This window comes from Rhodophyticola sp., from assembly GCF_965284195.1.
Taxonomy (GTDB): domain Bacteria; phylum Pseudomonadota; class Alphaproteobacteria; order Rhodobacterales; family Rhodobacteraceae; genus Rhodophyticola.
Map to the genome: position 1 here is coordinate 348,233 of NZ_CBDIRM010000001.1, position 24,058 is coordinate 372,290.

The 24,058-nt window shown below is 65.7% G+C and carries 23 protein-coding genes; 14 read left to right on the forward strand and 9 right to left on the reverse strand.

Annotated elements, in window-relative coordinates; genetic code table 11:
* Positions 1-235 precede the first annotated feature (235 nt).
* Together ACQ651_RS01805 and ACQ651_RS01810 are read left to right on the forward strand one after the other, a co-directional pair.
* Positions 236-1,522 (forward strand): lipoprotein-releasing ABC transporter permease subunit, encoded by a 1,287-nt coding sequence (locus ACQ651_RS01805; RefSeq protein WP_227284121.1) that lies wholly within the window; start codon positions 236-238, stop codon positions 1,520-1,522.
* Complete coding sequence (locus tag ACQ651_RS01810) at positions 1,515-2,210, forward strand: ABC transporter ATP-binding protein (RefSeq protein ID WP_227284120.1); 696 nt, start codon at positions 1,515-1,517, stop codon at positions 2,208-2,210. The genes ACQ651_RS01805 and ACQ651_RS01810 overlap by 8 nt, the downstream gene beginning before the upstream one ends.
* A 33-nt stretch (positions 2,211-2,243) precedes the next feature.
* Here ACQ651_RS01810 and ACQ651_RS01815 read toward each other — a convergent pair whose 3' ends face one another.
* Positions 2,244-3,197: an alpha/beta hydrolase gene (locus ACQ651_RS01815; protein WP_430448035.1), complete on the reverse strand. Its 954-nt coding sequence runs from the start codon at positions 3,195-3,197 to the stop codon at positions 2,244-2,246.
* Position 3,198: 1 nt separating this feature from the next.
* Positions 3,199-3,492, reverse strand: coding sequence for an SCP2 sterol-binding domain-containing protein (locus tag ACQ651_RS01820; RefSeq protein ID WP_227284118.1), 294 nt, complete (start codon positions 3,490-3,492; stop codon positions 3,199-3,201).
* 126 nt (positions 3,493-3,618) lie between these two features.
* On the opposite strand from ACQ651_RS01820, the gene ACQ651_RS01825 reads away from it, so the two are divergent.
* The 6 genes from ACQ651_RS01825 to ACQ651_RS01850 all read left to right on the forward strand — a co-directional run bounded on the left by ACQ651_RS01825 (position 3,619) and on the right by ACQ651_RS01850 (position 9,263).
* Complete coding sequence (locus tag ACQ651_RS01825) at positions 3,619-4,128, forward strand: tetratricopeptide repeat protein (protein ID WP_430448036.1); 510 nt, start codon at positions 3,619-3,621, stop codon at positions 4,126-4,128.
* 52 nt (positions 4,129-4,180) lie between these two features.
* Positions 4,181-7,171, forward strand: a complete 2,991-nt coding sequence (locus tag ACQ651_RS01830; RefSeq protein WP_430448037.1) for a helicase-related protein — start codon at positions 4,181-4,183, stop codon at positions 7,169-7,171.
* The gene (locus ACQ651_RS01835) at positions 7,168-7,533 is read left to right on the forward strand and encodes an RNA-binding S4 domain-containing protein (protein WP_430450297.1); all 366 of its coding nucleotides are present in this window, start codon (positions 7,168-7,170) and stop codon (positions 7,531-7,533) included. The genes ACQ651_RS01830 and ACQ651_RS01835 overlap by 4 nt, the downstream gene beginning before the upstream one ends.
* 111 nt (positions 7,534-7,644) lie before the next feature.
* The gene (fdxA, locus tag ACQ651_RS01840) at positions 7,645-7,980 is read left to right on the forward strand and encodes a ferredoxin FdxA (protein WP_121898376.1); all 336 of its coding nucleotides are present in this window, start codon (positions 7,645-7,647) and stop codon (positions 7,978-7,980) included.
* Between the two features lie 278 nt (positions 7,981-8,258).
* A complete protein-coding gene (locus ACQ651_RS01845; RefSeq protein WP_121898377.1) occupies positions 8,259-8,774 on the forward strand; it encodes a CarD family transcriptional regulator in 516 nt (171 codons plus the stop codon).
* A gap of 213 nt (positions 8,775-8,987) precedes the next feature.
* On the forward strand, positions 8,988-9,263 hold the full coding sequence (locus ACQ651_RS01850) for a glucose-6-phosphate isomerase (protein WP_227284115.1): 276 nt from the start codon (positions 8,988-8,990) through the stop codon (positions 9,261-9,263).
* 9 nt (positions 9,264-9,272) lie between these two features.
* On the opposite strand, the gene cobS is transcribed toward ACQ651_RS01850, so the two are convergent.
* Entirely contained in the window at positions 9,273-10,028 is a 756-nt protein-coding gene (cobS, locus tag ACQ651_RS01855) for an adenosylcobinamide-GDP ribazoletransferase (protein WP_430450298.1), read from the reverse strand.
* Between the two features lie 100 nt (positions 10,029-10,128).
* Between cobS and cobT the strand changes: the two genes are divergently transcribed.
* Entirely contained in the window at positions 10,129-11,151 is a 1,023-nt protein-coding gene (cobT, locus tag ACQ651_RS01860) for a nicotinate-nucleotide--dimethylbenzimidazole phosphoribosyltransferase (protein ID WP_430448038.1), read from the forward strand.
* Here cobT and ACQ651_RS01865 read toward each other — a convergent pair.
* Positions 11,148-13,118 carry a monovalent cation:proton antiporter-2 (CPA2) family protein gene (locus ACQ651_RS01865; protein ID WP_430448039.1) on the reverse strand — a complete coding sequence of 657 codons (1,971 nt, stop codon included), beginning with the start codon at positions 13,116-13,118 and terminating at the stop codon, positions 11,148-11,150. The two genes, cobT and ACQ651_RS01865, sit on opposite strands and share 4 nt — an antisense overlap.
* A gap of 27 nt (positions 13,119-13,145) precedes the next feature.
* Positions 13,146-13,601, reverse strand: a complete 456-nt coding sequence (locus ACQ651_RS01870) for an Lrp/AsnC family transcriptional regulator (protein ID WP_430448041.1) — start codon at positions 13,599-13,601, stop codon at positions 13,146-13,148.
* Between the two features lie 146 nt (positions 13,602-13,747).
* On the opposite strand from ACQ651_RS01870, the gene hppD reads away from it, so the two are divergent.
* From hppD to ACQ651_RS01885, 3 genes are all read left to right on the forward strand, one after another.
* The gene (hppD, locus tag ACQ651_RS01875) at positions 13,748-14,845 is read left to right on the forward strand and encodes a 4-hydroxyphenylpyruvate dioxygenase (protein ID WP_227284110.1); all 1,098 of its coding nucleotides are present in this window, start codon (positions 13,748-13,750) and stop codon (positions 14,843-14,845) included.
* 118 nt (positions 14,846-14,963) lie between these two features.
* On the forward strand, positions 14,964-15,572 hold the full coding sequence (gene cobO / locus ACQ651_RS01880; protein ID WP_227284109.1) for a cob(I)yrinic acid a,c-diamide adenosyltransferase: 609 nt from the start codon (positions 14,964-14,966) through the stop codon (positions 15,570-15,572).
* A gap of 32 nt (positions 15,573-15,604) precedes the next feature.
* On the forward strand, positions 15,605-16,291 hold the full coding sequence (locus ACQ651_RS01885; RefSeq protein WP_227284108.1) for a D-lyxose/D-mannose family sugar isomerase: 687 nt from the start codon (positions 15,605-15,607) through the stop codon (positions 16,289-16,291).
* Here the strand turns inward: ACQ651_RS01885 and purD are convergent.
* Positions 16,283-17,548 carry a phosphoribosylamine--glycine ligase gene (gene purD, locus ACQ651_RS01890; RefSeq protein ID WP_430448043.1) on the reverse strand — a complete coding sequence of 422 codons (1,266 nt, stop codon included), beginning with the start codon at positions 17,546-17,548 and terminating at the stop codon, positions 16,283-16,285. The two genes, ACQ651_RS01885 and purD, sit on opposite strands and share 9 nt — an antisense overlap.
* 69 nt (positions 17,549-17,617) lie before the next feature.
* Here purD and xseA point away from each other — a divergent pair, with 69 nt between their 5' ends.
* A complete protein-coding gene (gene xseA / locus ACQ651_RS01895; RefSeq protein WP_430448044.1) occupies positions 17,618-19,195 on the forward strand; it encodes an exodeoxyribonuclease VII large subunit in 1,578 nt (525 codons plus the stop codon).
* Between the two features lie 51 nt (positions 19,196-19,246).
* Here xseA and ACQ651_RS01900 read toward each other — a convergent pair whose 3' ends face one another.
* The 3 genes from ACQ651_RS01900 to ACQ651_RS01910 all read right to left on the reverse strand — a co-directional run bounded on the left by ACQ651_RS01900 (position 19,247) and on the right by ACQ651_RS01910 (position 22,829).
* Positions 19,247-19,921, reverse strand: coding sequence for a hypothetical protein (locus tag ACQ651_RS01900; RefSeq protein WP_430448046.1), 675 nt, complete (start codon positions 19,919-19,921; stop codon positions 19,247-19,249).
* A gap of 189 nt (positions 19,922-20,110) precedes the next feature.
* Positions 20,111-22,360, reverse strand: a complete 2,250-nt coding sequence (locus tag ACQ651_RS01905) for a molybdopterin cofactor-binding domain-containing protein (protein ID WP_430448047.1) — start codon at positions 22,358-22,360, stop codon at positions 20,111-20,113.
* Between the two features lie 4 nt (positions 22,361-22,364).
* Positions 22,365-22,829 (reverse strand): (2Fe-2S)-binding protein, encoded by a 465-nt coding sequence (locus tag ACQ651_RS01910; protein ID WP_227284103.1) that lies wholly within the window; start codon positions 22,827-22,829, stop codon positions 22,365-22,367.
* A gap of 255 nt (positions 22,830-23,084) precedes the next feature.
* Between ACQ651_RS01910 and ACQ651_RS01915 the strand changes: the two genes are divergently transcribed.
* Positions 23,085-23,858: a YiiX/YebB-like N1pC/P60 family cysteine hydrolase gene (locus ACQ651_RS01915; RefSeq protein WP_430448049.1), complete on the forward strand. Its 774-nt coding sequence runs from the start codon at positions 23,085-23,087 to the stop codon at positions 23,856-23,858.
* Positions 23,859-24,058: the final 200 nt, after the last annotated feature.

Consider the following 24,058-nt stretch of genomic DNA (forward strand, 5'->3'; position numbering starts at 1 on the left):
AACTTCTTCGAGCGCGCCCTCGCCCGGAGATAACCCGGGCGGGTCTGTGACTGCGGGCGCAGGCATTGGATGGCCCGGCGGACCGGCACCGTTTCATGTCGAAAAACGACACAACCGATTAAAAGCGACACGGCCCTCGCGTGCAAGTTGTATTGCGGGCGGCATGAACTCCGCTTGACCCCTGTCCCCAAAGCACCCAGTTTGCGCCAAAGAATAATGAGCAGGGGGAGCCAGTATGTCTGGCCGCACCAAACCGTTTTCGGGCTTCGAGTTCATGATCGCCTGGCGCTATCTGCGCGCGCGCCGCGCCGAGGGCGGGGTCAGCGTGATGACATGGATCAGCTTCATCGGTATCGCTCTGGCGGTGATGGCGCTGATTGCCACGCTCGCGGTGCGCTCCGGGTTCCGATATGAATTCGTCGGCACGATCCTCGGCGCAAATCCCCATATCTCGGTACTGAGCCCCGCCCGTCTTACCGAAAGCGGGCAGACGGTGCGCAGCCTGCCCGATTATGCCGACCTGGCCGAGCGTCTTTCGACGGTGGAGGGGGTGGTGCATGCCGCCCCGGTGGTGACCGGCCAGGTGATGGCCTCGGCGCAGGGGCGCAATGCCGGTGTCGTGGTCAACGGCATCCATGCCCGCGATCTGGCACAGGTGCCCCTGATAGCGGAGCCGGAGCGGTCCTGGGGCGATCTGGCCCGCTTCGACGACGGGATCGCGATCGGCTCGGGCGTGGCGCGGGAGCTGGGCGTCACGGTGGGCGACCGCATCCGCCTGATCTCTCCGGATGGTGCGCGTACGGCGTTCGGCACCAGCCCCCGCGTATCGGCCTATGAGGTGACCTACATCTTTCAGGTGGGGCGCTACGATATCGACGCCACGCGCGTCTACATGCCCTTTGCGGAGGCGCAGATCTATTTCAACCGGGACGGGGTCGCCGACGAGATCGAGGTGATCGTGGAAGACCCCGACAACGTGAACCGATATACACTGCCGATCCTGCAGGCGGCGGGACGCGATGTCGTGCTCTGGACATGGCAGGACAGTTCGGGCGCCTATCTGCAGGCGCTCCAGATGGAAGACAACATCATGTTCGTCATCCTCTCGATCCTCGTTCTGATCGCGACGATGAACATCGTTTCGGGCCTGATCATGCTGGTGAAGAACAAGAGCCACGATATCGGCATCCTGCGCACCGTGGGCTTGAGCGAGGGCTCGATCCTGAGGGTGTTTTTCATCTGCGGCTCCTCCGTCGGGCTGGCGGGCACGGTCGTGGGCGTGGCGCTGGGCTGCGCCTTCGCCATCTGGATCGACCCGATCTTCTCTTTCGTGAACTGGGTCGCGGGGGGCGGCGTCTGGGATCCGTCCGTGCGGCTTCTGTCGCAATTGCCCGCCCGGCTGGAATGGGGCGACGTGGCGTCGGCGGTGACGCTGTCGCTGGGCCTGTCCTTCGTCGTCACGATCTTTCCGGCGCGTCGTGCGGCCCGGATGAACCCGGTAGAGGCGCTGAGATATGAGTGAGGCGGTGCTGCGGCTCGACGGGATCGAGAAGGGCTACAATCACGGAAAGCCGAATGAGATCCGCGTGTTGCGCGGCGCCTGCGTTCTGGTGCACCCGGGCGAGGTGGTGGCGCTGGTGGCGCCTTCGGGGGCCGGAAAATCGACGCTGCTGCATATTGCGGGGCTTCTGGACACGCCCGATGCGGGCGTGGTGGAGATCGGTGGGGTGGATCTGGGCCGGGCACCGGACCGGGCCCGAACCGCGGCGCGGCGCGGCCAGATCGGGTTCATCTATCAGTTTCACCACCTGCTGCCGGAGTTTACCGCGGCGGAGAACATCATCCTGCCGCAACTGGCCCATGGAGTATCGCGCAGCGCCGCGGAGGCCCATGCGCAGGAGTTGCTGGAAAGTGTCGGCGTGGGGCCGCGCGCCGGGCACCGGCCCGCCGCGATGTCCGGAGGAGAGCAGCAGCGCGTGGCGTTTTGCAGGGCTCTGGCGAACCGGCCCGCGCTGCTTCTGGCGGACGAGCCGACCGGCAATCTGGACCCGGAAACCTCCGAACGGGTGTTCGGCGCGCTGATGGGGCTGGTGCGGGGGCGGGGGCTTGCGGCCCTGATCGCGACCCACAACATGGAGCTTGCCGCCCGGATGGACCGGGTGTTGCGGCTCGACAACGGCGTTCTGGTGGATGCGGGCGTGACGGCCTGAGCGTCGGCGGGGGCCACTGCCGGGCCCGATGCGTTACGACTTGCGTTCGAACCAGTCCGCGATGGAGGTCAGGATGCCGTCGCGCATGCCTGGCGCCTCCATCAGCACCTCATGCTCGGCGCCGTCGATCACGTCCAGACGGCCGCCGGGCCAGCGCGCCATCCTCTCCTTGATCGCGGTGGGTTCCACGATGCGCTCCAGCGCGCCCAGAATGGTCAGGGCGTCGACAGGCGGGGCGGGCATCGCCATCAGCGCATCGGTTTCGCGAAGGGCCGCGTTGACCCAACGGATCGACGGCCCGCCAAGGGCCAGATCCGGGTGTTCGGCAACCTGCCGGGACATGTAGTCGAAATTGTCCCGATCCGAGGTCAGCGGATTGCCGTCGAACACCATCGCCTCCGCCGGGCCAGTGGTGGGGGCGAAGCGCGTATCGAGGCCAAGCGGGCCGCTCAGCCCCATCACGATGCCCGAGATCGAGCGCAGGAAGGGCGACATCTGGATGCCCCACATGGGGGCCGTGAAAACCGCCCTGTCCACCGGTATCCCGTCATGGAGCGCCCTCAGCCCGATGGCTCCGCCCATGGAATGGCCGATCAGATACCAGGGCTTCGGCGGCGCGATCTGGTCAAGCACCTGACGCACGGCGGCCACGTCCTGGCGGTATTCGTCAAAGCTGACGACATGGCCCATGTCGCGCCGGTGCGCAGGCCGGTCCGCCAGACCCTGACCGCGCCAGTCGATGGCGACCATCCCGAAACCGCGGGCGGCCATGTCGCGGGCGAGACGCCCGTATTTCTCGATGTATTCGGTGCGGCCGGGGAACATCAGGATCGTGCCCTTGCTGCCACCCGGCCAGTATCCCACCCTGATCCGGGTCCCGTCCTCCGCAGTGACCCACCAGGCCGAGGCGTCCTCCGGCCCGTCTGCCACATCGGCAAGATAGGGCGCGGGGTCGATCGATGGCGTGGTCGGGTCGGGTCGCATCATGTCAGCTGAGCGCGCTGCCCAGTCGCATCGCGGTGCCCATGTCGCCATCGACCTTCAGCCGTCCGCCCATGAAGGCCGCGGTGGGGTTCAGATCGCCCGACAGGATATCCTGAAACGTGCCGGTATCCGCGGTCATCGTCACATCGGCTTCGGCGCCGTCATCGGCGGCGCGTACCCCGGCGCCATCGACCATGACCGCACCTTCGCCTTCGATCACGAATTTGGCGCTGCCGTCGAAACCGTCGCCGATTTTCGCGCTCAGGGCCGCCACCGCGCCGTCGATTACACTGCTCATCCGAATTCTCCTTCCAGTCGATCACGCGGCTTTGTTCTGGAACCCGCGCGTCATAGTGCTAATGTTGGATGCAGAATGAGAGTATTTCGCATCATACACAACACTCTCCTTGCGGCAGTTTTGGCGATGTCGGCGGGAACCGGCGCGGCCCTTGCCCAGTCCGAGCGTCTGGACGAGTTGTTCGACCGTCTGCAGATGCCCGATCTGGGCAACTGGGAGATCGTGGAAGACGAGATCTATCAGCGCTGGTCGATCTCCGGTTCGGCCTCGGCGGACTATCTGCTGATGCGCGGCCGCGAGGCGCTGGAAGCCGGCGATCTGGATGCGGCGCTCGACCATCTGACCGCCCTGACCGATCATGCGCCGGATTTCGCCGAAGGCTGGAATGCGCGGGCCACCGCCTATTACCACCTCAACCTTTACGGCCCTTCCATGGCGGATGTGCAGCGGGTTCTGGCGCTGAACCCGCGCCATTTCGGGGCGCTGACCGGTCTTGGCATGATGCTGGAGGACATGGGCGAGTTGCAGGCCGCGCTGGTCGCATTCGAAACCGCGCAATCTATACATCCGCATCGTCTGGACATATCTCAGGCCGTAGATCGGTTGAACCGGATGCTGGGGGGCGAGACCCTCTGAACTTCAGATAAAAGGCCGAAAGGGGCCGCCCCGTTCCGGGCGGTCAGGCAGGATGGCAAGCAGTATCTCGGGTCAGGGGCGGATCGCCGCCGTTCTGGGCCCCACAAATACCGGCAAGACCCATTACGCGATCGAGCGGATGCTGGCGCACCGGACCGGGGTGATCGGCCTGCCGCTGAGGCTGCTTGCGCGGGAGGTCTATGACAAGATCGTCGCGCTGCGCGGGCCGTCGGTGGTGGCGCTGGTCACGGGCGAGGAGCGGATCGTGCCGCCGCGGACGCAATACTGGGTCTGTACGGTGGAGGCGATGCCGCAAGGCAACGGCACCGACTTTCTGGCAATCGACGAGATCCAGCTTTGCGCCGATCCCGAGCGCGGGCATGTCTTCACCGACCGGCTGCTGCATGCGCGCGGGATGCACGAGACGCTGTTTCTGGGCGCGGACACGATGCGGGGGGCGATCGCGGCCCTTGTGCCCGGCGTACAGTTCATGCGGCGGGAGCGGTTTTCCGAGCTGACCTATACCGGGTCGAAAAAGGTCAGCCGGACGGCGCCGCGATCCGCCATCGTCGGGTTCTCGGTCGAGAACGTCTATGCCATCGCCGAGCTTCTGCGCCGGACCAAGGGGGGCGCGGCCGTTGTCATGGGCGCGCTCAGCCCGCGCACCCGGAATGCGCAGGTCGAGCTGTACCAGAATGGCGATGTCGATGTGCTCGTGGCGACGGACGCCATCGGCATGGGGCTCAACCTCGATATCCGGCATGTGGCCTTTTCGGGCCTGCGCAAGTTCGACGGCCGCCGGATGCGGGAGTTGATGCCGAACGAACTGGCGCAGATCGCGGGGCGCGCCGGGCGCTACACCGAACCGGGCACCTTCGGCGTGACCGGCGAGGCGGGGGCGATCAGCGAGCCGGTCGTCGAGGCGATCAGCAACCACCGCTTTGCCCCGGTGCGCAAACTGCAATGGCGCAACTCCCGGCTGGAGTTCGGCACCGTCCAGCGCCTGATCGGCTCGCTGGAGGAACGGACCGAGGATGAATGGCTGGCACGCGCGCGCCCGGCGAATGACCTGATGGCGCTGAAGGCGATTTCCGGCCAGCCCGACGTGGCCGCGCGGATCGACGGGGCGCGGGACGTGAAGCTGCTTTGGGATGTCTGCCGCATCCCTGATTTCCGGGGCATCAGCCATGCCGAGCACGCCAGCCTTCTGGCCGGGATCTTCGACCATCTGCATGACCTCGGGCGGGTGCCGGATGACTGGCTGGCGCGACAGGTCAAAAGAATCGATCGAACCGAAGGCGACATTGACGCGTTATCGAAACGGTTGGCGTATATCCGCACATGGACCTATGTGGCGCAGCGGAAGGGCTGGGTTGACGATGAATCCCATTGGCGAGACGCCACCCGTGCCGTAGAAGACCGCCTGTCGGATGCTCTGCACGAGCGGCTGACGCAAAGATTTGTCGACCGGCGCACCTCTGTGCTGATGCGCCGGTTGAAACAGAAGGAGAGCCTTGTGGCCGAGGTGAACGACAAGGGTGAGGTAACCGTGGAGGGCCAGTTTGTGGGCCGTCTGGAAGGGTTCCGGTTCCGTCAGGATGCATCCGCAACCGCCGATGAGGCGAAGACCCTGCAGCAGGCGGCGGTGGCCGCGTTGCGCCCGGAATTCCACCTGCGCGCGGACCGCTTCTACAACGCGCCCGAGACCGAGTTCGACTATACCGAGCAAGGCGGGCTGATGTGGGGCGATCAGGCCGTGGGCAAGCTGGTGGCGGGCCCCGATGCTTTGAAACCCGTGGCCGAAGCCTTCGTGGACGACGAGGCCGGGCCGGAGGTGATGCAGAAGGTGCAACGGCGCCTGCAGCATTTCGTCGACCGCAAGGTGGCGACGCTGTTCGAGCCGCTGCTGGCGATGTCGAAAGACGAGGCGCTGACCGGTCTGTCGCGCGGTTTCGCCTTCCGCATGGTCGAGGCGCTTGGGGTGCTGCCGCGCGCCGATGTGGCCGATGACGTGAAGGCGCTGGATCAGGACGCGCGCGCGCTCCTGCGCAAGCACGGCATCCGGTTCGGGCAGTTCACGATCTTCCAGCAGGCGCTGCTGAAACCCGCGCCCACCCGGCTGCGGCTTGTGCTCTGGGGCTTGGCGAAAGGGCTGCCCGAGTTTCCCGAGAGCCCGCCGCCCGGGCTGGTGACGATCCCCGCAAATGCCGACATGCCCGAGGGCTATTATACGATGTCGGGCTACCGGCCCGCGGGCGCCCGCGCGATCCGGATCGACATGCTGGAGCGGCTGGCCGACATGCTGCGCCAGCAGGACACGCGCGGCGGGTTCGAGGCGACACCGGACATGCTGTCGATCACCGGCATGACGCTGGAACAGTTCGCCGATCTGATGGGCGGCCTTGGCTACAAGGCCGAACGAGGTGAGCGCGCGAAAGTCAAACCCGCGCCCGCGCCTGAGCCGGAGCCGGCAGCGACCGACGCGGCCGAGACGATGGACGAAGAGCTGACCGGTGTGGCCCCGCCGACCGGTCTGGAAGGCGCCGATACGCCCGACCCGACACCTGTGGAGGTTCCGGGCGACACGCCCGGCGAAGGCACCCCGGACACCCCGCAGGAAACGCCTGTGGAACAGCCGCCGGAAACCCCGCCCATGCCGCCGCAGGAGGTGCCCGTCGAGAGCCCGCCGCCCGAGACCGGCGCCAGCCCCGATGTACCGGCGGCTGAGGGTGCGACCGCCGCAGAGACGGGCGCGGAGACGGGCGGGGCTGCCGATGCCGCGCCCGAGATGGAGGTGTTCTATACCTTTGCCTGGGCCCCGCGCCGCCGCGCCAACCCGCAGGGGCAGCGCCGTGGCGAGGGCGGTGCCGGCGCCGGCAAACCGCGTGGCAAGAAGGGCAAGCCGCCCGGCAAGCCCGGCGGAAAGCCGCGGGGCAACACCAAACCGCAGAGCTTTTCCGCACGGCCTGAGCGCAAGAAAGATCGGATCGACCCGGACAATCCCTTTGCGCAGGCTCTGGCGGGCCTCAAGGACAAGTCCTGAGCGAGGCGGCCAAAGACCGGCTGGACAAATGGCTCTGGCAGGCGCGGTTCTTCAAGACCCGTGGCCTGTCGACCAGGGCGGTGTCCGGCGGGCATGTGCGGGTCAACGGCGAAAAGGTGCAGAAAAAGGCCACGTTCGTCGGGCCCGGCGATGTTCTGACCTTTCCGCAGGGTCGCGTGATCCGTGTGGTGCGGATCAGGGCACTTGCCACACGGCGCGGCCCGGCGAGCGAGGCGCAGGCGCTCTATGACGATCTGACGCCGCCGGCCGAACCGGTTGCCGCCCGGGTCGGGGCGCGGCCCACCAAAAAGGCGCGCCGTGACATGGACGCGGCGCGCGGCGACGGGTCTGATAGTCTGTAATGCAGGTGTCAGGTAGAATTGACACATAACGCCACGACCGCGCCAGAGCCGTCTTGCAACTTCGCTACGGCTTGCGTAGCTAATATCTGATCGAGACAGTCGAGTTTGCCCATGACCTATGTCGTCACCGACAATTGCATCGCCTGCAAATACACCGATTGCGTGGAGGTTTGCCCCGTGGATTGCTTCTACGAGGGCGAGAATATGCTGGTGATTCACCCTGACGAGTGCATCGATTGCGGCGTCTGCGAACCGGAATGTCCCGCCGATGCGATCCGCCCGGATACCGAACCCGATATGGAGACATGGGTGGAGTTCAACCGCAAATGGTCCGAGGCCTGGCCGGTGATCATCACCAAGAAGGATCAGCTTCCGACAGCCGAGGAAATGGACGGCAAGCCCAACAAGATGGAGCTGTTTTCGGAAGCCCCCGGCGAGGGTGGTTGACTGATTCGCTGCGGCGGAGCAGGGTGGAGCCTGTCCGAACCGTGTTGCAGCGCAGCAAAACCCCGTGAAAACAGGGTATTTCACCTCTGTGATTGTCACGGATTTTGAACCGGCCGTATTTTGTGCTATATATCTGTTACAAATATGGTGATGACACGTTTTGCAGGTGTGCCAGCCTGCGACGACAAATCAGGACATAAGAGCTCCGGCTGTGGGAAGGCAGACTTTCCGCGGGTGTTTTTGTCGCCTGACCGCAAGGGTCCGAAAGGAAGAATTATATGAGTAAAGCACGCAAGTCGCAGGATTTCAGCCCGAACGAGTATGTGGTCTATCCGGCCCACGGGGTGGGACAAATTGTGTCCATCGAAGAACAGGAAATCGCAGGGCTTGTACTGGAGCTGTTCGTGATCTCCTTCGAGAAGGACAAGATGACCCTGCGCGTTCCGACCGCCAAGGCGACCGAGGTCGGCATGCGGTCGCTTTCCAGCCCCGACGTGGTCACCAAGGCGCTGGACACGCTGAAAGGCAAGGCCCGGGTCAAGCGCGCCATGTGGTCCCGCCGCGCGCAGGAATACGAGCAGAAGATCAATTCCGGCGATCTGATCGCCATCGCGGAGGTGGTGCGCGACCTGCACCGCGCCGATGACCAGCGCGAACAGAGCTATTCCGAGCGTCAGCTTTACGAGGCGGCGCTTGAGCGGCTGACCCGTGAACTGGCGGCCGTGAACGGCATGGACGAGACAGGCGCGCAGAAGCGCGTGGACGATGTCCTGGCCGCCCGCGCCGCTGCCTGATAAATATTGAAAATCAACGGTTTGGCCCGCCGCAGGACATTGCGGCGGGCTTCTTTCTGCTTGCGGCGTGGCAGGAAAACGCCGATCATCGCGCGGGTGCAATATGCCACTCGCCTCGCTTTCGCGGGTGGGAGATGATTGAACCTGCTTGAGGGGTGGTTCGACCCATTGATATACTGGGACCCGAACCCTCGAAATTGGAGAGGACATGTCATGTCGAAACTGTTTATAAGCGCCATTCTGGCCAGCACCTTCGCGCTTGCGGGCTGCCAGCTGAGCAATCAGGACCGCGCCAATCTGGGCCTTCTGGGCGGCGCTGCGGGCGGGGTTCTGCTGGCCGACGCGCTGGATGCCAACCCTGAAATGACCATCGTGGCCGGTGTGGCCGGTGCCGCCGCGGGCACGATGATCGCGCGCAGCACGCAGCAGAACCGCTGCGCCTATGCCACCGGCGACGGCCGGAGCGTCTACTACGCTGCCTGCCCGTAAAACGGCGCCCTAGATCAGGGCGGTCACGATGACCGTCAGGGCGGCGATCTCGGCCAGTTGCTGGCTGGCCCCCAGAACGTCGCCCGTCTGACCGCCGATCTTGGCCCGTGCCAACAGGCCCAGCCCGGCGGTCACCGCATATGCCATAACAAAGGCCATCGCCCCGGCCCAACCGGCAAGGGCAATGGCGATGACCCCGGCGAGGACTGCGGCCAGAGCGGCGGTCCGGGCCGAGGGGCGGCCGACGCTTCGCGACAGCCCGTCGTTGCGCGCCGGGCGCAGCATGGCCATCAACGCCACCATCGGGGCCCGGCTGATCGCCGCCGCCGCTATGAGCGCGACCGGCCCCGCCACCGCCGCCACGCCGATCAGCGACCAGCGCGACAGAAGGCCAAGACCCAGGGCCAGCACGCCATATGTGCCGATCCGGCTGTCGCGCATGATTTCCAGCCGGCGCTCCACCGTCCAGCCACCCCAGAACCCGTCAGCCGTATCGGCCAGCCCGTCTTCGTGAAGCGCGCCGCTGGCGAGGATCATGATCGCAAGCGCAAGTGCTGCGGAGAGGCCGGGCGGCAGGCCGAGCCATCCGCCGAGCCAGAGAACGAGCGCGCCGAACCCGCCGAGAACGAGCCCCGCCAGCGGCCAGGCCCATGCCGCCTGCGCACCGCGGGCCGGCTGGTTTGTGCCCGCCGGCAATGGCAGCCGCGTCAGCAGCCCCATGGCAATGCGGAGATCGGCGGGGTGAACAAGGCGTTGATCGGTCATTTCACCATCGGGCATCCGGTGGGCCTTTCTGTCGCGTGGCGCTTGGCCGAGGCTGCGATAAACACGAAACACAAGCCCTCCGCAATGAAAGACGCGCCAGATGACCGACACCCCCAAGACCCAGGCCGCCCTGCGCGAGATGCTGGACCGCGCCCCCGGGCCCGATGCGGATGCAATCGCCGCCGCCCGGGCGCGCAATGGTCAGTTGACCAAACCCCCCGGCGCCCTTGGCCGGCTGGAGGAGCTGGCAATCTGGTACGCGGGCTGGCGCGCCGATCCGCGCCCGCGGATCGCAAAGCCGCAAGCGCTGGTCTTTGCGGGCAATCACGGGGTGGTGGCGCGCGGTGTCAGCGCCTTTCCGGCCGAGGTGACCGTCCAGATGGTGGCCAATTTCGAGGCCGGCGGGGCCGCGATCAACCAGCTTTGCACGGCCGCGGGCGCCGATCTCCGCGTGCATGCCATCGATCTCGACCGGCCCACCGCCGATTTCACCCAAGGCCCCGCGATGAGCGAGGCCGAGCTGATGGAGGCCATCGCGATCGGCTGGGAAGCGGTCGATCCCGGTGCGGACCTGCTGATCACCGGCGAGATGGGGATCGGCAACACCACATCGGCCGCGGCCATCGCGCATGCGCTTTTCGGCGGCACGGCAGGGGACTGGACGGGGCGGGGCACCGGCGTGGACGATGCGGGGCTGGCCCTGAAAACCACGGTCGTGGCCGAGGGGCTTGCGGCAAATCCGACGGCCGCTTGCGACCCGCTGGAGGCGCTTCGCTGTCTGGGCGGGCGTGAACTGGCGGCGATGGCGGGGGCCATCGCGCATGCGCGCGTTCTGCGCATTCCCGCCATTCTGGACGGTTTCATCTGCACGGCCGCCGCGGCGACCCTGGACCGGGCGGTGCCGGGCGCGCTCGATCATGCGGTGGCGGGCCATGTCTCGGCCGAGCATGCCCATGCCCCGATGCTGGCCGCCCTTGGCAAGACGCCGATCCTGTCGCTTGACATGCGCCTGGGCGAGGGGACCGGGGCCGCGCTGGCGATCCAGATCCTGAAAGGCGCGCTTGCCTGCCATTCGGGCATGGCCACCTTTGCCGAGGCGGGCGTGGCCGCCGGCCAGCCCTAGCTCCCGCCGGAGGCCGGGGTGGAGCCGGTGCTGCGCGCGATGACGCCTTTCAGCGCGCCGGCATCGCTGCGGGTGTGGCGCGCGCCGGTCTGGGGTGGCTCGCCCGTTCCGCCCTCGTCCAACTGGCTGACCAGGGCAGCCTCCAGATTGTTGTTCAACTCGCGCGCCCGCTCCATATAGGCGGCGTTCTGCGCCACCGGCACGCCAGGACGCCAGACATCGGCCAGCGCGCGCAGGTTCTGCCGGTCGTGGCGGTAAAAGGCGGTTTCGAGCTCGTGGGCTTCGTAATCGGTCAGGCCCATATCCTCCAGCACGTAGCGCCCGGCGCGCAGCGAACTGTCGAACATCTCGCGCACGATATGGTCGGCGCCTGCGTTGTAAAGCTCGTAGACATGGAGCCGGTCATGGGCCCGCGCGGTGATCGCGATGTCGGGCCGCAGGCGGCGGGCATAGGCAACCAGACGGACGGCGGCCTGTTTGTCATCCACCGCCACGACGAGCACCTTGGCCTCGTCCAGACCCGCGGCATGGAGCAGTTCCGGGCGCGTCGGATCGCCGAAGAAGCCGCGAAACCCGAACTGGCGCATCAGCCGGATCATCGCCAGATCATTGTCCAGCACCACGGTCTTGAACCCCGAGGCCTGCACCATCCGGTTCACGACCTGCCCGAACCGGCCGATGCCCGCGATGATGATCGGGGCCTGCGCGTCGATCTTGTCCGGCTCGGGTGCGTCGTCGCCGCCATCGCCCATACGGTGGCTCAGAACTTCGTAGAGGATGAAGAAAAGCGGTGTCAGCAGCATCGAAAGCGCGACAACGAGCAGCAGCATCTCGCCAATCTGGACGGGCAGAACCGATTGCTGAAGCGAGAAGGAGATCAGCACGAAGCCGAACTCGCCCGCCTGCGCAAGGCCAAGTGTGAACAGCCAGAGGTTGCGCCCCCTGAGCTTGAAGGCCAGCCCGATGCCGTAGAGAAGCAGGCCCTTGATCACCATGATCGCCAGCGTCAGGCCGACCACCGCGAAGAGATTGGCCCAAAGCACGCTGAAATTGATGCCGGCACCGACGGTGATGAAGAAAAGCCCTAGAAGCAGGCCCTTGAAGGGTTCGATATCGGCCTCAAGCTCGTGCCGGAATTCCGAGTTGGCCAGAACGACGCCGGCAACGAAGGCGCCGAGCGCGGGCGACAGGCCGACGAGGATCATCAGGAATGCGATGCCCACCACGATGACGAGGGCCACCGCAGTATACATCTCCCGCAGGCGGGCCATGTGGATAAAGCGAAACAGGGGCTGCGAAAGGTAGTATCCGGCCAGAATGACGGCGGCGACCGCGCCAAGCGTGACGAGCGTCACGCCCCAGGCCGGCAGACCTTCGACCAGCGACATGGTGTGGAGCGCCTCGTCCTCCCCCGCGCGCTGGATCGAGCCGTCCTCGTCGAAGCTGACGAGACTCTGAACCGCCAGAAGCGGCAAAAGCGCCAGCATCGGGATCACCGCGATATCCTGCGTCAGCAGGACCGAGAATGCCGAGCGCCCGCCGCCCGTCTGCATCAGCCCCTTTTCGTTGAGTGTTTGCAGCACGATCGCAGTCGAGGACAGGGCGAGGATCATTCCGATCGCCAGCGATGTCTGCCAGCCGAAGCCAAGAAGCGACGCCCCGGCCGCAAGGGCCGTGGTGCTCAGCACGACCTGTGCGCCGCCGAGGCCGATCAGCTTCTTGCGCATTTCCCACAAGCCGCGGGGGTCCAGCTCCAGCCCGATCAGGAACAGCATCAGAACCACGCCGAACTCCGCGAAATGCTGCAGGTCTTCCGTTTCGGCACCGACAAGCCCCAGAACCGGACCGATGATGATACCGGCCAGAAGATACCCGAGCACCGACCCCATCCCGAACCGCACCGAAAGCGGCACCGCGACGACCATCGCGCCGAGATAGATGGTGGCCTGTAGCAGGAAATCGTCCATGAGCGGGCGTCCTTTGGATAGCGGCCTCTACAGAGGCAGCGGGGCGTCGGGTTTCATCTGGTCCATGACGATCTGGGATTGCACGCGAGCGACAGAGGGGTGCGGCAAGAGTATCCCGTGGATGATCTGGTGCAAGGCTTGCAGATCCGCACACCAGATCCGCAGCAGGTAATCGGCCTCTCCGGTCAGGGTGAAGGCGGCGGTGATCGCATCCTGTGCGCGGACGAGCCGGGCGAAACTGTCGTCATTGTCCCGGCTGTGGGCCGCCATCTGGACCTGAACGAAGGCCTGCACGCCCAGCCCGACGCGGCCTGCATCGATGATGGCGCGGGCCCCTGTGATGAACCCGGCCGCCTCCAGCCGCTGGCGCCGCCGCCCGGCCTGGCTGGCCGACAGGTTCAGAACCTCGCCCAGTTCCTGCGCGGTCAGGGTGGCGTTTTGCTGAAGCGCCTTCAGCAACCGCTGGTCGGTCTGGTCCAGCATGCGTATTTTCCGCATCTTTGAGATATTACATGCGCAAATCTCGCAAAAATACACGTGTATGTCTAGGAAAACGCGCAGCTTTCGCAGCTTTCCCGGTCTATTATCAGTGCAGCGAACAGAGTCTCACCAACCGAGGAGGAAACCAGATGGGTCCGTTCCCCCATGACGCCCCCCGTGCAACCATCACTGCGGAGAACCCCGCCGGCACCGATGGGTTCGAATTCGTCGAGTTTGCCCATCCCGATCCGGACGTGTTGCGCACCCTCTTCGCCAAGATGGGCTATATCCAAACCGCGACGCACAAGACCAAGGCGGTCGAGCTGTGGCAGCAGGGAGATATCACCTATGTTCTGAATGCCGAGCCTGACAGTTTCGCCAGCCGCTTCGTCGACACGCACGGGCCCTGCGCCCCCTCCATGGCGTGGCGGGTGGTGGATGCGGATCATGCGCTGAAACACGCTCTGTCCAAGGGCGCCGAGGAATACACCGGCCCCGACAAGACCATGGATGTACCCGCGATCATCGGGATCGGCGGCAGCCTGATTTATCTGGTGGACCAGTATTACGACACCAGCCCCTACAACACGGAGTTCGACTGGGTCCATGATGCGCACCCCGAGGGCGTGGGCTTCTACTATCTCGATCATCTCACCCATAACGTCCACAAGGGCAACATGGATGTCTGGTTCGATTTCTATGGCCGCATCTTCAATTTCCGGGAGATCCGTTTCTTCGATATCGAAGGCAAGTTCACCGGGCTCCTCAGCCGGGCGCTGACCTCGCCCTGTGGCCGCATCCGCATCCCGATCAACGAGGACCGGGGGGAGAAGGGACAGATCGTCGAGTACCTCAAGCGCTACAACGGCGAAGGCATCCAGCACATCGCCGTCGGCGCGCGCGATATCTACAGCGCGACCGACCGGATCGCCGAAAACGGGATCAGGTTCATGCCCGCGCCGCCGCCGGCCTATTACGAGTTGAGCAAGGAGCGGGTCGTCGGCCATGAGGAGCCGCTGGACCGGATGATGAAACACGGCATCCTGATCGACGGCGAAGGCGTGGTTGACGGGGGCGAGACGCGGATCTTGTTGCAGATCTTCTCGAAAACCGTGATCGGGCCGATCTTCTTCGAGTTCATCGAGCGCAAAGGCGATGACGGTTTCGGCGAGGGCAACTTCAAGGCCCTGTTCGAAAGCATTGAGGCCGATCAGATCGCACGCGGCGTCCTCGACAACGCCTCCTGAGCGAAACCGGGCCCGCGCCATCTTGCGGCACGGGCCCCGCCCCAGCCATGGACATGCCGTCCTTGCCAACCGGGTCTGGCTGGGCAATCTAGGCGCTCTGACATGCAGGAGACGCCCGATGGACGACCTCACCGCCCGCCACAACGAAAAGATGCGCAAGATCAAGGCCGCGCGCGACAAGCTGATGGCGACCAAGACCGAGAAGAAAGGTCTGATCATCGTTCATACCGGCGCGGGCAAGGGCAAGTCCTCCTCCGGCTTCGGCATGATCATGCGCTGCATCGGGCACGGTATTCCCTGCGCGGTGGTCCAGTTCATCAAGGGCACCTGGATCACCGGGGAAAAGGAGCTGTTGCGCACCCGCTTTGCCGAGGAATGCACCTTTGTCGTGTCGGGCGAAGGATTTACCTGGGAGACCCAGGACCGGGATCGCGACGTGGCCGCGGCGCAGGCCGGGTGGGCGCGGGCCAGGGAACTGATCCTCGATCCGGAAATCCGGTTCGTCCTGCTTGACGAGATCAACATCGCGCTGCGCTACGACTATCTGGACATTGACGAGGTGGTCGACTTTCTGTTGACCCGGAAACCGCAGATGACCCATGTGGTCCTGACCGGTCGCAACGCCAAGCCCGAACTGATCGAGGCCGCCGATCTCGTGACGGAGATGACGCTTGTCAAACACCCGTTCAAGGACGGGGTGGTGGCGCAAAAGGGCGTCGAATTCTGAAACCGCCACCGGCACCGGAGGAGAGAGGCAAGATGAAGCGTTCCGAGATCAACGAGATCATGGCCGAGGCGGATGCGTTCATCCGGTCGTTCGGATTTGTCCTGCCGCCCTTCGCCTATTGGACGCCCGAGGAGATGCAGGCCAACCGCACCCGCATCGGCGGTATCGTGTCGGGGCGCATGGGCTGGGACATCACCGATTACGGGCAGGGCCGGTTTGACGAGTTGGGGCTGTTTCTGTTCACGCTGCGCAATGGCCGGCTTGCCGACCTGCAGGCGGGCGGGGGCATGTGCTATGCGGAAAAGCTGCTGATTTCCAGGAAAGACCAGATCAGCCCGATGCACCGCCATTATCTGAAGGCCGAAGACATCATCAACCGCGGCGGCGCGACCATGGCAATCGAGCTTTACGGCTCCGCCGCGGACGGCTCCTTCGATGAAAACGCGGGCGGCACCGTACTCTGTGACGGTATCGAAAGACCGTTCAGGCCCGGAGAGATCCTTCTGTTCGAGCCCGGCCAGAGCGTGACGCTGATGCCCGGCGACTGGCACGCGTTCTGGGGCGAAGGGGGCGATGTGTTGATCGGCGAGGTCTCCACCGTGAATGACGACGAAACCGACAACTGGTTTCGGGAGCCGATCGGACGTTTCGCCGAGATCGAAGAGGATACCGCCCCGACCCATCTGCTGGTGTCGGATTACAAGACCTGGCTATCCTAGCGCGCGCCAGCCGATATCGGAGCGCGCGAACCCTTCCGGCCAGTCTATCCGGTCAACCATCCCATAGGCCTTGTCGCGCGCCTCCTGCAGCGTGGCCCCCCGGGCTGTCACGTTCAGCACACGTCCGCCCGCCGCCTGAAAGCTGCCCTCCGCCCGGGTCGTGCCGGCGTGAAACACCATCTGGAAGCTGTCTTCGGGCAGGTCATCCAGCCCCTTGATCACGCTCCCTTTTTCGTAACGTCCGGGATAACCCCTGGCCGCCATGACCACCGTCATCGCATGGTCGTCGGCCCAGTTCACCCGCATCTCGGCCAGCCGATCCTCGGCGCAGGCCAGCATCAGGTCCAGCGCCTGCGCGCCAAGGCGCATCATCAGCACCTGACATTCCGGATCGCCGAAGCGCACGTTGTATTCCACCAGCCGGGGCGCACCATCCTTGATCATCAGCCCGGCATAGAGCACGCCGCGATAGGGTGTGCCGCGTCTGGCCATCTCGTCGATGGTGGGCTGGATGATTTGGGCCATGGCCCGTGCCGCGACCTCCTCGCTCAGCACCGGCGCGGGGGAATAGGCCCCCATCCCGCCGGTGTTCGGGCCCGCGTCGCCGTCGAAGGCGCGCTTGTGGTCCTGCGCCGTGCCGATGGGCAGCGCGGTCTTCCCGTCGGAGAGCACGAAGAACGAGGCTTCCTCCCCGTCCATGAACTCCTCGATCACCACCTCCGCGCCGGCGCCGCCGAAGGCCCCGCCGAACATGTCGTCGACCGCCGCCAGCGCGGTTGCCTTGTCCATCGCGACGATCACGCCCTTGCCCGCGGCCAGCCCGTCGGCCTTGACGACGATGGGGGCGCCCTGCGTCTCGATATGGGCCTTGGCGGCAGCCGCGGTATCGAAGCGCGCCCAGGCGGCGGTGGGGGCGCCGGCGACATCGCAGACCTCCTTGGTGAAGGTCTTGGAGGCCTCCAGCCGGGCCGCCGCCTGCGAGGGTCCGAAGGTTAGAATGCCGGCATCGGCCAGTGCATCGGCCACGCCCGCGGCCAGCGGCCCCTCGGGCCCAACGATCACGAAATCAATCGCCTCGTCACAGGCGAAATCGGTCACGGCGGCCGGGTTTTCTATATCCAGATCGGCACACTGCGCGATCAGGGCGATCCCCGCATTGCCCGGGGCCACGATCAGCTTGTCGCATTTCGGGTTCTGCAGAACCGCCCAGGCCAGGGCGTGTTCGCGCCCGCCGCCGCCGAGGATCAGAATGTTCATGCGCCTGCCTCCTTGGCCTTGGATCACAGGCGTTCTAAGCTTGCGCAACCCCAAGGGCAAGGCGGGCAGATGAACGACCTGATCGATGATGACGACACCACGGGCAATGCACCGGAATTCACCGTTTCGGAGATTTCGGGCGCGGTCAAACGCACCGTCGAGGGCGCGTTTTCCCATGTTCGCGTGCGCGGCGAGGTGGGGCGGCTGTCACGCCCCCGGTCGGGGCATATCTATCTGGATCTGAAGGATGATCGCAGCGTTCTGGCCGGTGTGATCTGGAAAGGCGTGTCGGCCCGGCTGGCGCATCAGCCCGAAGAGGGGATGGAGGTCATCGCGACCGGGCGGATCACCACCTTTCCCGGACAGTCGAAATACCAGCTGGTGATCGAAGATATCCGGCCGGCCGGCGTCGGCGCGCTGATGGCGATGCTGGAGAAACGTCGCGCGGCGCTGGCCGCGGAGGGGCTGTTCGACGCGGCGCGGAAACAACCGCTGCCCTATCTGCCGGAGGTGATCGGCGTCGTCACCTCGCCCTCGGGGGCGGTGATCCGGGACATTCTGCACCGGCTGCGCGACCGGTTCCCCCGCAGGGTCCTGATCTGGCCCGTCGCCGTGCAGGGGGAGAAATGCGCCCCTGAAGTTTCCAATGCGATCAAGGGGTTCAATGGGCTGACACCCGGGGGGGCGGTGCCACGCCCGGACCTGATCATCGTCGCCCGTGGCGGGGGCAGCCTTGAGGATCTGTGGGGGTTCAACGAAGAATCGGTTGTGCGCGCGGCGGCCGAAAGCGCGATACCCCTGATCTCGGCCGTCGGGCACGAGACCGACACCACGCTGATCGATTTTGCCGCCGACAAGCGCGCGCCCACACCCACCGCGGCGGCGGAGATGGCGGTTCCGGTCCGGCTGGAACTGCTGAGCTGGGTGGAGGGGCAGGGGGGCCGCTTGTCACGTGGTGTGACGCAGGCGATTGCCGCGCGCAAACAACGGCTCGGCGATCTGGGCCGCGGTCTGCCAAGGGTCGAGGCCCTGTTGGAGACGCCCCGGCAACGGCTGGACCGGGCGGTGGTGCAACTGGGACCGGCGCTGCGAAACGCAACACAGACACGGCGGCTTGCGGCGGATCGACTGGGCGGGCGATTGGCGCCCGCGCTGGAAAAAGCGCTGAATGTCAAGCGGATGCAGGCCGGCCGCGTGGGCGCGGGGCTGGCCCCCGGACGGCTGGCGGCGGGGCTGCGAACCCGGCGCTCGGAGTTTTCCGGGCTTCTGCGCCGCTTGCAGCCCGCGCGTCTGGCGGAGCGGGTGCAGATGGCCAGAGATCGATTCAGCGAGATGGAGCAACGGTTTGCGCGTGTCGCGGCAAGTTCGGTCCGCCCCCGGCGGGACCGGTTGGAGGCGCTGGAACGGCTGCACCAGACCCTTGGCTATACCGAAACGCTGCGCCGGGGATATGCCGTTGTGCGCGAGGGGAAAAACCTTGTGACCAGCCGATCCGCCGCGGCGAGGGCCGCGTATCTGGAAATTGAGTTTGCCGATGGGCGGCTCGATGTGCTGCCTGGTGGCGGCGGGGCGCGGAAACCGGCTTCGAAACGAAGCGCCGGAGCCGCGCCGAAAGCCGGGCAGGGAAGCCTGTTCGACGAGGATTAGGGTGTGGAAATCTCGGACAGGGGCCTTTCTTGTACCCTGTTGGCCGGATTCTCACCCCTCGCGCAAGCCAAGCGCGCGGCGCAGATGCAGCATCCGCCAATGCCCGGAAAACCCCGGAACGATCAGCAATGTGAGGCCCAGAAAGACATAGCCGAGCAGCATCGCGGGCAGCCAGATGGCGCCGCAGACCAGCCCGATCGCGCCTGCGATCCTGTCTGCCGCGACCTGTGGCATCACGCGGCTCAGCGCCAGATGCATCAGCGCGCCGCCGGGCAGCGGACGCATCGGAACGAGGCTGAGGATGGCGAGGCAGAGATTGAGCGTCGCAAACACCTCCACCGTCCAGATCAGAGCCTCCCCCCGCAGCAGCGGCAGCGCGAGTGACGCCAGCGCCCAGAAGGTCAGGTTGGTCAACGGCCCCATCGCCAGAATCGTCATCCGGTGACCGGGGTCGGCGGCGTCCGTGTCGCAAAGGCTGAGGCCCGCCGAAACTGCGACCTGGCGCACCTGAATGCCGTGCAGCCGCGCCACCACGGCCTGCCCCAGCCCGTGCAGGTAAAGGGCCAGCATCAGCAGCATGAAGGCGATCAGTTCAGCCACCACATCCCACGCGGTGCTGTTGTAATGGATCAGGATGGCGGCCAGAAACAGTGTGCTGAGATGAACCTGAACCGGAATGCCGAAAAGGCCGCGAAAGCGAAACAGGGTTGGATCATTCGGGATCATCTTGTGCGCCTTCGGCTTGATCGGACGTGTTTTCCAAGCAAGCTGACGGCGGTTTGTGGCAAATTTCGAGCGGTGATGCGGTGCATTTGAGACAGCACCGCCTGCCTTGGCGCGCCGCGAGGGAGCAGCGCGAAAGTCATGCGTCTTCAGCGCGATAGCCGCCTCGCGACGGGCAAAGCGGCTCTGGGGTCAGAGGATGAAATCGAACCGCCGGTTGAGCGGCAGGTCGCGGACCCGTTCACCCGTCAGATCATAGATGGCATTGGCCAGCGCGGGCATGGACGGCGGGGTGGATGGCTCCCCCACACCGCCCAGATGGGGTTGGGTTTCGAGGATACGAACCTCTGTCTCGGGGACCTGATGTATCCGCAGCGCGTCGTAATCTGGGAAGTTGAACTGCTCGACCTCCCCGCCGGCAAAACTGATCTCGCCCATCACCGCCGCCGACAGGCCGTAGATGAGGCCCGAGACCATCTGCTGTTCGATAATGGCCGGGTCCAGTGCCGTGCCCACATCGCAGGCGATCCAGGCGCGATCCATGGAAATGGTGCCGTTCCGGTCGCTGACCTCCATCGCGATGGCAACGGGCGTGTGGAAGGAGTAGGTCATCGCCACGCCGCGCCCGATCCCCACCGGGGTCTCGCCCGACCAGTTGGCCATATCGGCCACCGCTTCCAGCACGCCGGCCGTCGGGGCGTGTTCGCCGCGGGCAAGATCGAGACGGAAGGCCAGCGGGTCGCGGCCTGCGGCGTGGGCCATCTCGTCGATGAAGCTTTCCATGAAGAAGCCGTTGAACGAATTGCCGACGGATCGCCAGAAGCCGATGGGCACGGCCAGATCGGCCAGATGGCCCTGCACGCGGTAATTCGGGATGCCGTAGGGCTGGTTGAACATCCCCTCCACATGGCCCTTGTCGGGGCCGGGAGGCGTGAAACCCGCGACGCGGTTCAGCGATTGCCGGGTCACCGACGGGGCCGCGACGCGCCCGTCCAGCGTGTGGGCGAACCCTTGCCGGATCACCCCGCGCATACGGGCCGCGGCGGCGGGCCGGTAGAAATCATGGCGCATGTCCTCGTCACGCGACCAGATGGTTTTCACCGGCGTGCCGGGCATCTCGGCGGCGATGTGTGCGGCAAGAACGGCGAAATCGGTCTCTCCCCGCCGTCCGAACCCGCCACCCAGGAATGTGACGTGGCAGGTGGCCTGCGCGGCGTCGAGCCCCACGGCCTCGGCGGCTTTCTGTTCCGCCAGAACCGGCGCCTGCGTCCCGCACCAAAGCTCCAGCGCGTCGCCTGTGTAAAGGGCGACGGCATTCATCGGCTCCATCGTGGAATGGGCGAGCCATGGCACGGTGTATTCCGCCTCCAGCACGATATCGGCGGCGTCGGGGGCCTCGTCCGCGTCGCCATCGTTGCGGAGGGTCGAATTGGGGCTGTTGTCCAGCGCGGCGCGGATGATCTCCATCATCTCGGAGCTGCTTTCCGGATAGGGCGCGGGGGCCCATTCGATCTCCACCGCGTCGGCGGCCTGCATCGCAAGCCAGGTGTTGCTGGCCACGACCGCGATCCCTGTGCCCAGATCGATGATGCGTTCGACACCGGGCATCGCTTCGGCGGCGCTTGCATCGAAGTGCCGCATCTCGCCGCCAAGCCGGGGAGACATGCGCAAGGTGGCGTGTTTCATGCCAGGCAGCCGGATGTCGGCGCCGAAGGTCGCGGTGCCGGTGGATTTGGCCACCACATCGGTGCGCGGCATGCTTTGCCCGAGATATCGCCAATTGTCTTGCAAACGCAGTTCGATGCCGCGGGTGATCGGGTCGATGCGGGCGGCGGCCTCGGCCAGATCGGCATAGGGGATCGGGGTGCCGTCGGGCGGGATCACGGCCCCGGCCTCGGTGCGCAGATCGGCCCGGCTGAGACCAAGGCGATCGGCGGCGGCCTGTTTCAGCGTTTCCCGGGCGGAGGCCCCGGCAAGGCGCATTTTCTCATAGGCATCCAGCATCGAGGTGGAACCGCCGGTGACCTGAAGCGCGGCCATTTTCGGCACGACCGTCATCGCCTCGATCATCATCTCCTGAAAGCCGGAGCGCTCGTAATCGTTGATCGGCAGGCCATGGGACATCAGCCCGCCGTTGTAATAGGCCTGATCGGGCGGGCCGTGCGCCACGCGGATATCCTCCCAGGTCACATCCAGCTCTTCGGCGACCAGAGCGGCGAGGGTGGTATAGACGCCCTGACCCATCTCGGCGCGCGGCGTGATGATGGTCACCCCGTCCTGATCGATCAGCACATAGGGTGTGATCGGGTTCTGGCCTTCGCCTTGGGGAAGCGGGTTGGGCAGTGTCCGGGCGTATTGGTAGTAGCCGAAGGCGACCCCGCCCGCGATCGCGGCGGTGCCCAGCAGAAAGGTGCGGCGGGCGATTGTTCCGAAACGGCTCATCTGTTCAGGCCCCCTGAAGATTGGCGGCGGCGGTCCTGATCGCCGCGCGGATCCGGTCATAGGTGCCGCAGCGGCAGAGATTGCCGGCCATGGCGTCGTCGATCTCCTGATCCGTGGGGTCGGGCGTGCGGGAGAGCAGATCGGCGGCCTGCATGATCTGGCCGGACTGGCAATAGCCGCATTGGGCGACCTGATGTTCGACCCAGGCCGCCTGCACGGCATGGAGATTGCCGGCCTGGCCCAGCCCTTCGATCGTGGTGACCGGCCCCCAGACATCGGCCAGCGCGATCTGGCAGGAGCGGACGGCCTCCCCCTCGATATGGACGGTGCAGGCGCCGCAGGCCGCGACACCGCAGCCGAATTTGGTTCCGGTCAGGCCGATCTCGTCGCGCAGCGCCCAGAGAAGCGGGACGTCTTCGGGCAGATCCACGGTATGCGTGTCGCCGTTGATGGTCAGCGTGGTCGCCATGCGAGTACCTCCTGTCCGGTGCCTTGCAGCCAAGATAGCGCGGGTTCGGCCGGGTTTCCATGACAAAATGCGCAAAGAATGTCATTTTGCCAGACCTGGCCCGTCCGGGCGCCCGGGGCCGGGCCGCATATGGGGGGGCGGGGCCACATATGTTTCAGCCCGCTCGCGCAGGCTAACGTCCTGGTGAGCGGCATAGACAGGCGGTCTGTTTTGGCCGCTATGATCAGGGCGGAGCGAACGGAAAGCGCAGCCGCGATGAGCGATCAGGTGACACGGACGAAAGACAGCCTGCTGGACCGGCTTGGCCGGCGTCTGGCGCGCAAGCTGCGCAGTCAGAGTTCGGGCTATCGCCCCTACACGCCGTCCGATTTTCCCACACTCTGCCGCACGCTGAAGCCCGGCGATGTCGTGCTGGTCGAAGGCAGCGAGCGGATTTCGAACGCCATCAAGTATCTGACCCAATCGACCTGGTCCCATGCCGCGCTCTATGTGGGCGATGCACTGCCGATGCCCGAGGACGGAAGCGAGCGGCCGCGCCTGGTGGAGGTCAACCTGGGCGAGGGCTGCGTTGCGGTGCCGCTCAGTAAGTATGAAAGCTACAACACCCGCATCTGCCGCGCGGTGGGGCTGACCGAGGCGGAGCGGGATCAGGTCGTGCAGTTCATGATCGGCAATCTGGGGCTGCGATACGACATGCGGAACATCTTCGATCTGGCGCGGTACTTCCTGCCTACACCGCCGGTGCCGGTCAGATGGCGCCGGCGCATGCTGGCTCTCGGCGCGGGCGATCCGACGCGGGCGATCTGTTCGTCGCTGATCGCGCAGGCCTACCAGAAGCTGCGCTATCCGATCCTGCCCGAACGGCGCCCGGGCGGGTCCGATTATGCGCAGAAGGAGATCCTGCATATCCGGCATCATTCGCTTTTCGCGCCCCGGGATTTCGACCTGTCGCCCTATTTCCGTATCGTCAAACCGACGGTGGAGGCCGATTTCGACCACCGCAGGTTGATCTGGGGAGAATCGCACTGACGCCTTAGGTGTGGCCGATACGGCCCGATTTCGCCGCCCAACCGACGACTCTGGCCTTTGGCCGGTCGCAAACGGGCTGCGGCGGGGTGCCGGGCGCCTGTTATCTTTCTCCGATAACGGGCATGGCCGTGCCGGCCAAAGCCCACCCCGAAAGGGGGAGGCAGGAAACGTCCCCCCTTTCAAGAAAGGACAGGGATGTC

What these genes read in the sequence shown, in the direction of transcription:
- ACQ651_RS01805 (WP_227284121.1), top strand. Translation starts at nt 236, where the DNA reads ATGTCTGGCCGCACCAAACCGTTTTCGGGCTTCGAGTTCATGATCGCC.
- ACQ651_RS01810 (WP_227284120.1), top strand. Translation starts at nt 1,515, where the DNA reads ATGAGTGAGGCGGTGCTGCGGCTCGACGGGATCGAGAAGGGCTACAAT.
- ACQ651_RS01815 (WP_430448035.1), bottom strand. Translation starts at nt 3,197, where the DNA reads ATGATGCGACCCGACCCGACCACGCCATCGATCGACCCCGCGCCCTAT.
- ACQ651_RS01820 (WP_227284118.1), bottom strand. Translation starts at nt 3,492, where the DNA reads ATGAGCAGTGTAATCGACGGCGCGGTGGCGGCCCTGAGCGCGAAAATC.
- ACQ651_RS01825 (WP_430448036.1), top strand. Translation starts at nt 3,619, where the DNA reads ATGTCGGCGGGAACCGGCGCGGCCCTTGCCCAGTCCGAGCGTCTGGAC.
- ACQ651_RS01830 (WP_430448037.1), top strand. Translation starts at nt 4,181, where the DNA reads ATGGCAAGCAGTATCTCGGGTCAGGGGCGGATCGCCGCCGTTCTGGGC.
- fdxA (WP_121898376.1), top strand. Translation starts at nt 7,645, where the DNA reads ATGACCTATGTCGTCACCGACAATTGCATCGCCTGCAAATACACCGAT.
- ACQ651_RS01845 (WP_121898377.1), top strand. Translation starts at nt 8,259, where the DNA reads ATGAGTAAAGCACGCAAGTCGCAGGATTTCAGCCCGAACGAGTATGTG.
- ACQ651_RS01850 (WP_227284115.1), top strand. Translation starts at nt 8,988, where the DNA reads ATGTCGAAACTGTTTATAAGCGCCATTCTGGCCAGCACCTTCGCGCTT.
- cobS (WP_430450298.1), bottom strand. Translation starts at nt 10,028, where the DNA reads ATGACCGATCAACGCCTTGTTCACCCCGCCGATCTCCGCATTGCCATG.
- cobT (WP_430448038.1), top strand. Translation starts at nt 10,129, where the DNA reads ATGACCGACACCCCCAAGACCCAGGCCGCCCTGCGCGAGATGCTGGAC.
- ACQ651_RS01865 (WP_430448039.1), bottom strand. Translation starts at nt 13,118, where the DNA reads ATGGACGATTTCCTGCTACAGGCCACCATCTATCTCGGCGCGATGGTC.
- ACQ651_RS01870 (WP_430448041.1), bottom strand. Translation starts at nt 13,601, where the DNA reads ATGCTGGACCAGACCGACCAGCGGTTGCTGAAGGCGCTTCAGCAAAAC.
- hppD (WP_227284110.1), top strand. Translation starts at nt 13,748, where the DNA reads ATGGGTCCGTTCCCCCATGACGCCCCCCGTGCAACCATCACTGCGGAG.
- cobO (WP_227284109.1), top strand. Translation starts at nt 14,964, where the DNA reads ATGGACGACCTCACCGCCCGCCACAACGAAAAGATGCGCAAGATCAAG.
- ACQ651_RS01885 (WP_227284108.1), top strand. Translation starts at nt 15,605, where the DNA reads ATGAAGCGTTCCGAGATCAACGAGATCATGGCCGAGGCGGATGCGTTC.
- purD (WP_430448043.1), bottom strand. Translation starts at nt 17,548, where the DNA reads ATGAACATTCTGATCCTCGGCGGCGGCGGGCGCGAACACGCCCTGGCC.
- xseA (WP_430448044.1), top strand. Translation starts at nt 17,618, where the DNA reads ATGAACGACCTGATCGATGATGACGACACCACGGGCAATGCACCGGAA.
- ACQ651_RS01900 (WP_430448046.1), bottom strand. Translation starts at nt 19,921, where the DNA reads ATGATCCCGAATGATCCAACCCTGTTTCGCTTTCGCGGCCTTTTCGGC.
- ACQ651_RS01905 (WP_430448047.1), bottom strand. Translation starts at nt 22,360, where the DNA reads ATGAGCCGTTTCGGAACAATCGCCCGCCGCACCTTTCTGCTGGGCACC.
- ACQ651_RS01910 (WP_227284103.1), bottom strand. Translation starts at nt 22,829, where the DNA reads ATGGCGACCACGCTGACCATCAACGGCGACACGCATACCGTGGATCTG.
- ACQ651_RS01915 (WP_430448049.1), top strand. Translation starts at nt 23,085, where the DNA reads ATGAGCGATCAGGTGACACGGACGAAAGACAGCCTGCTGGACCGGCTT.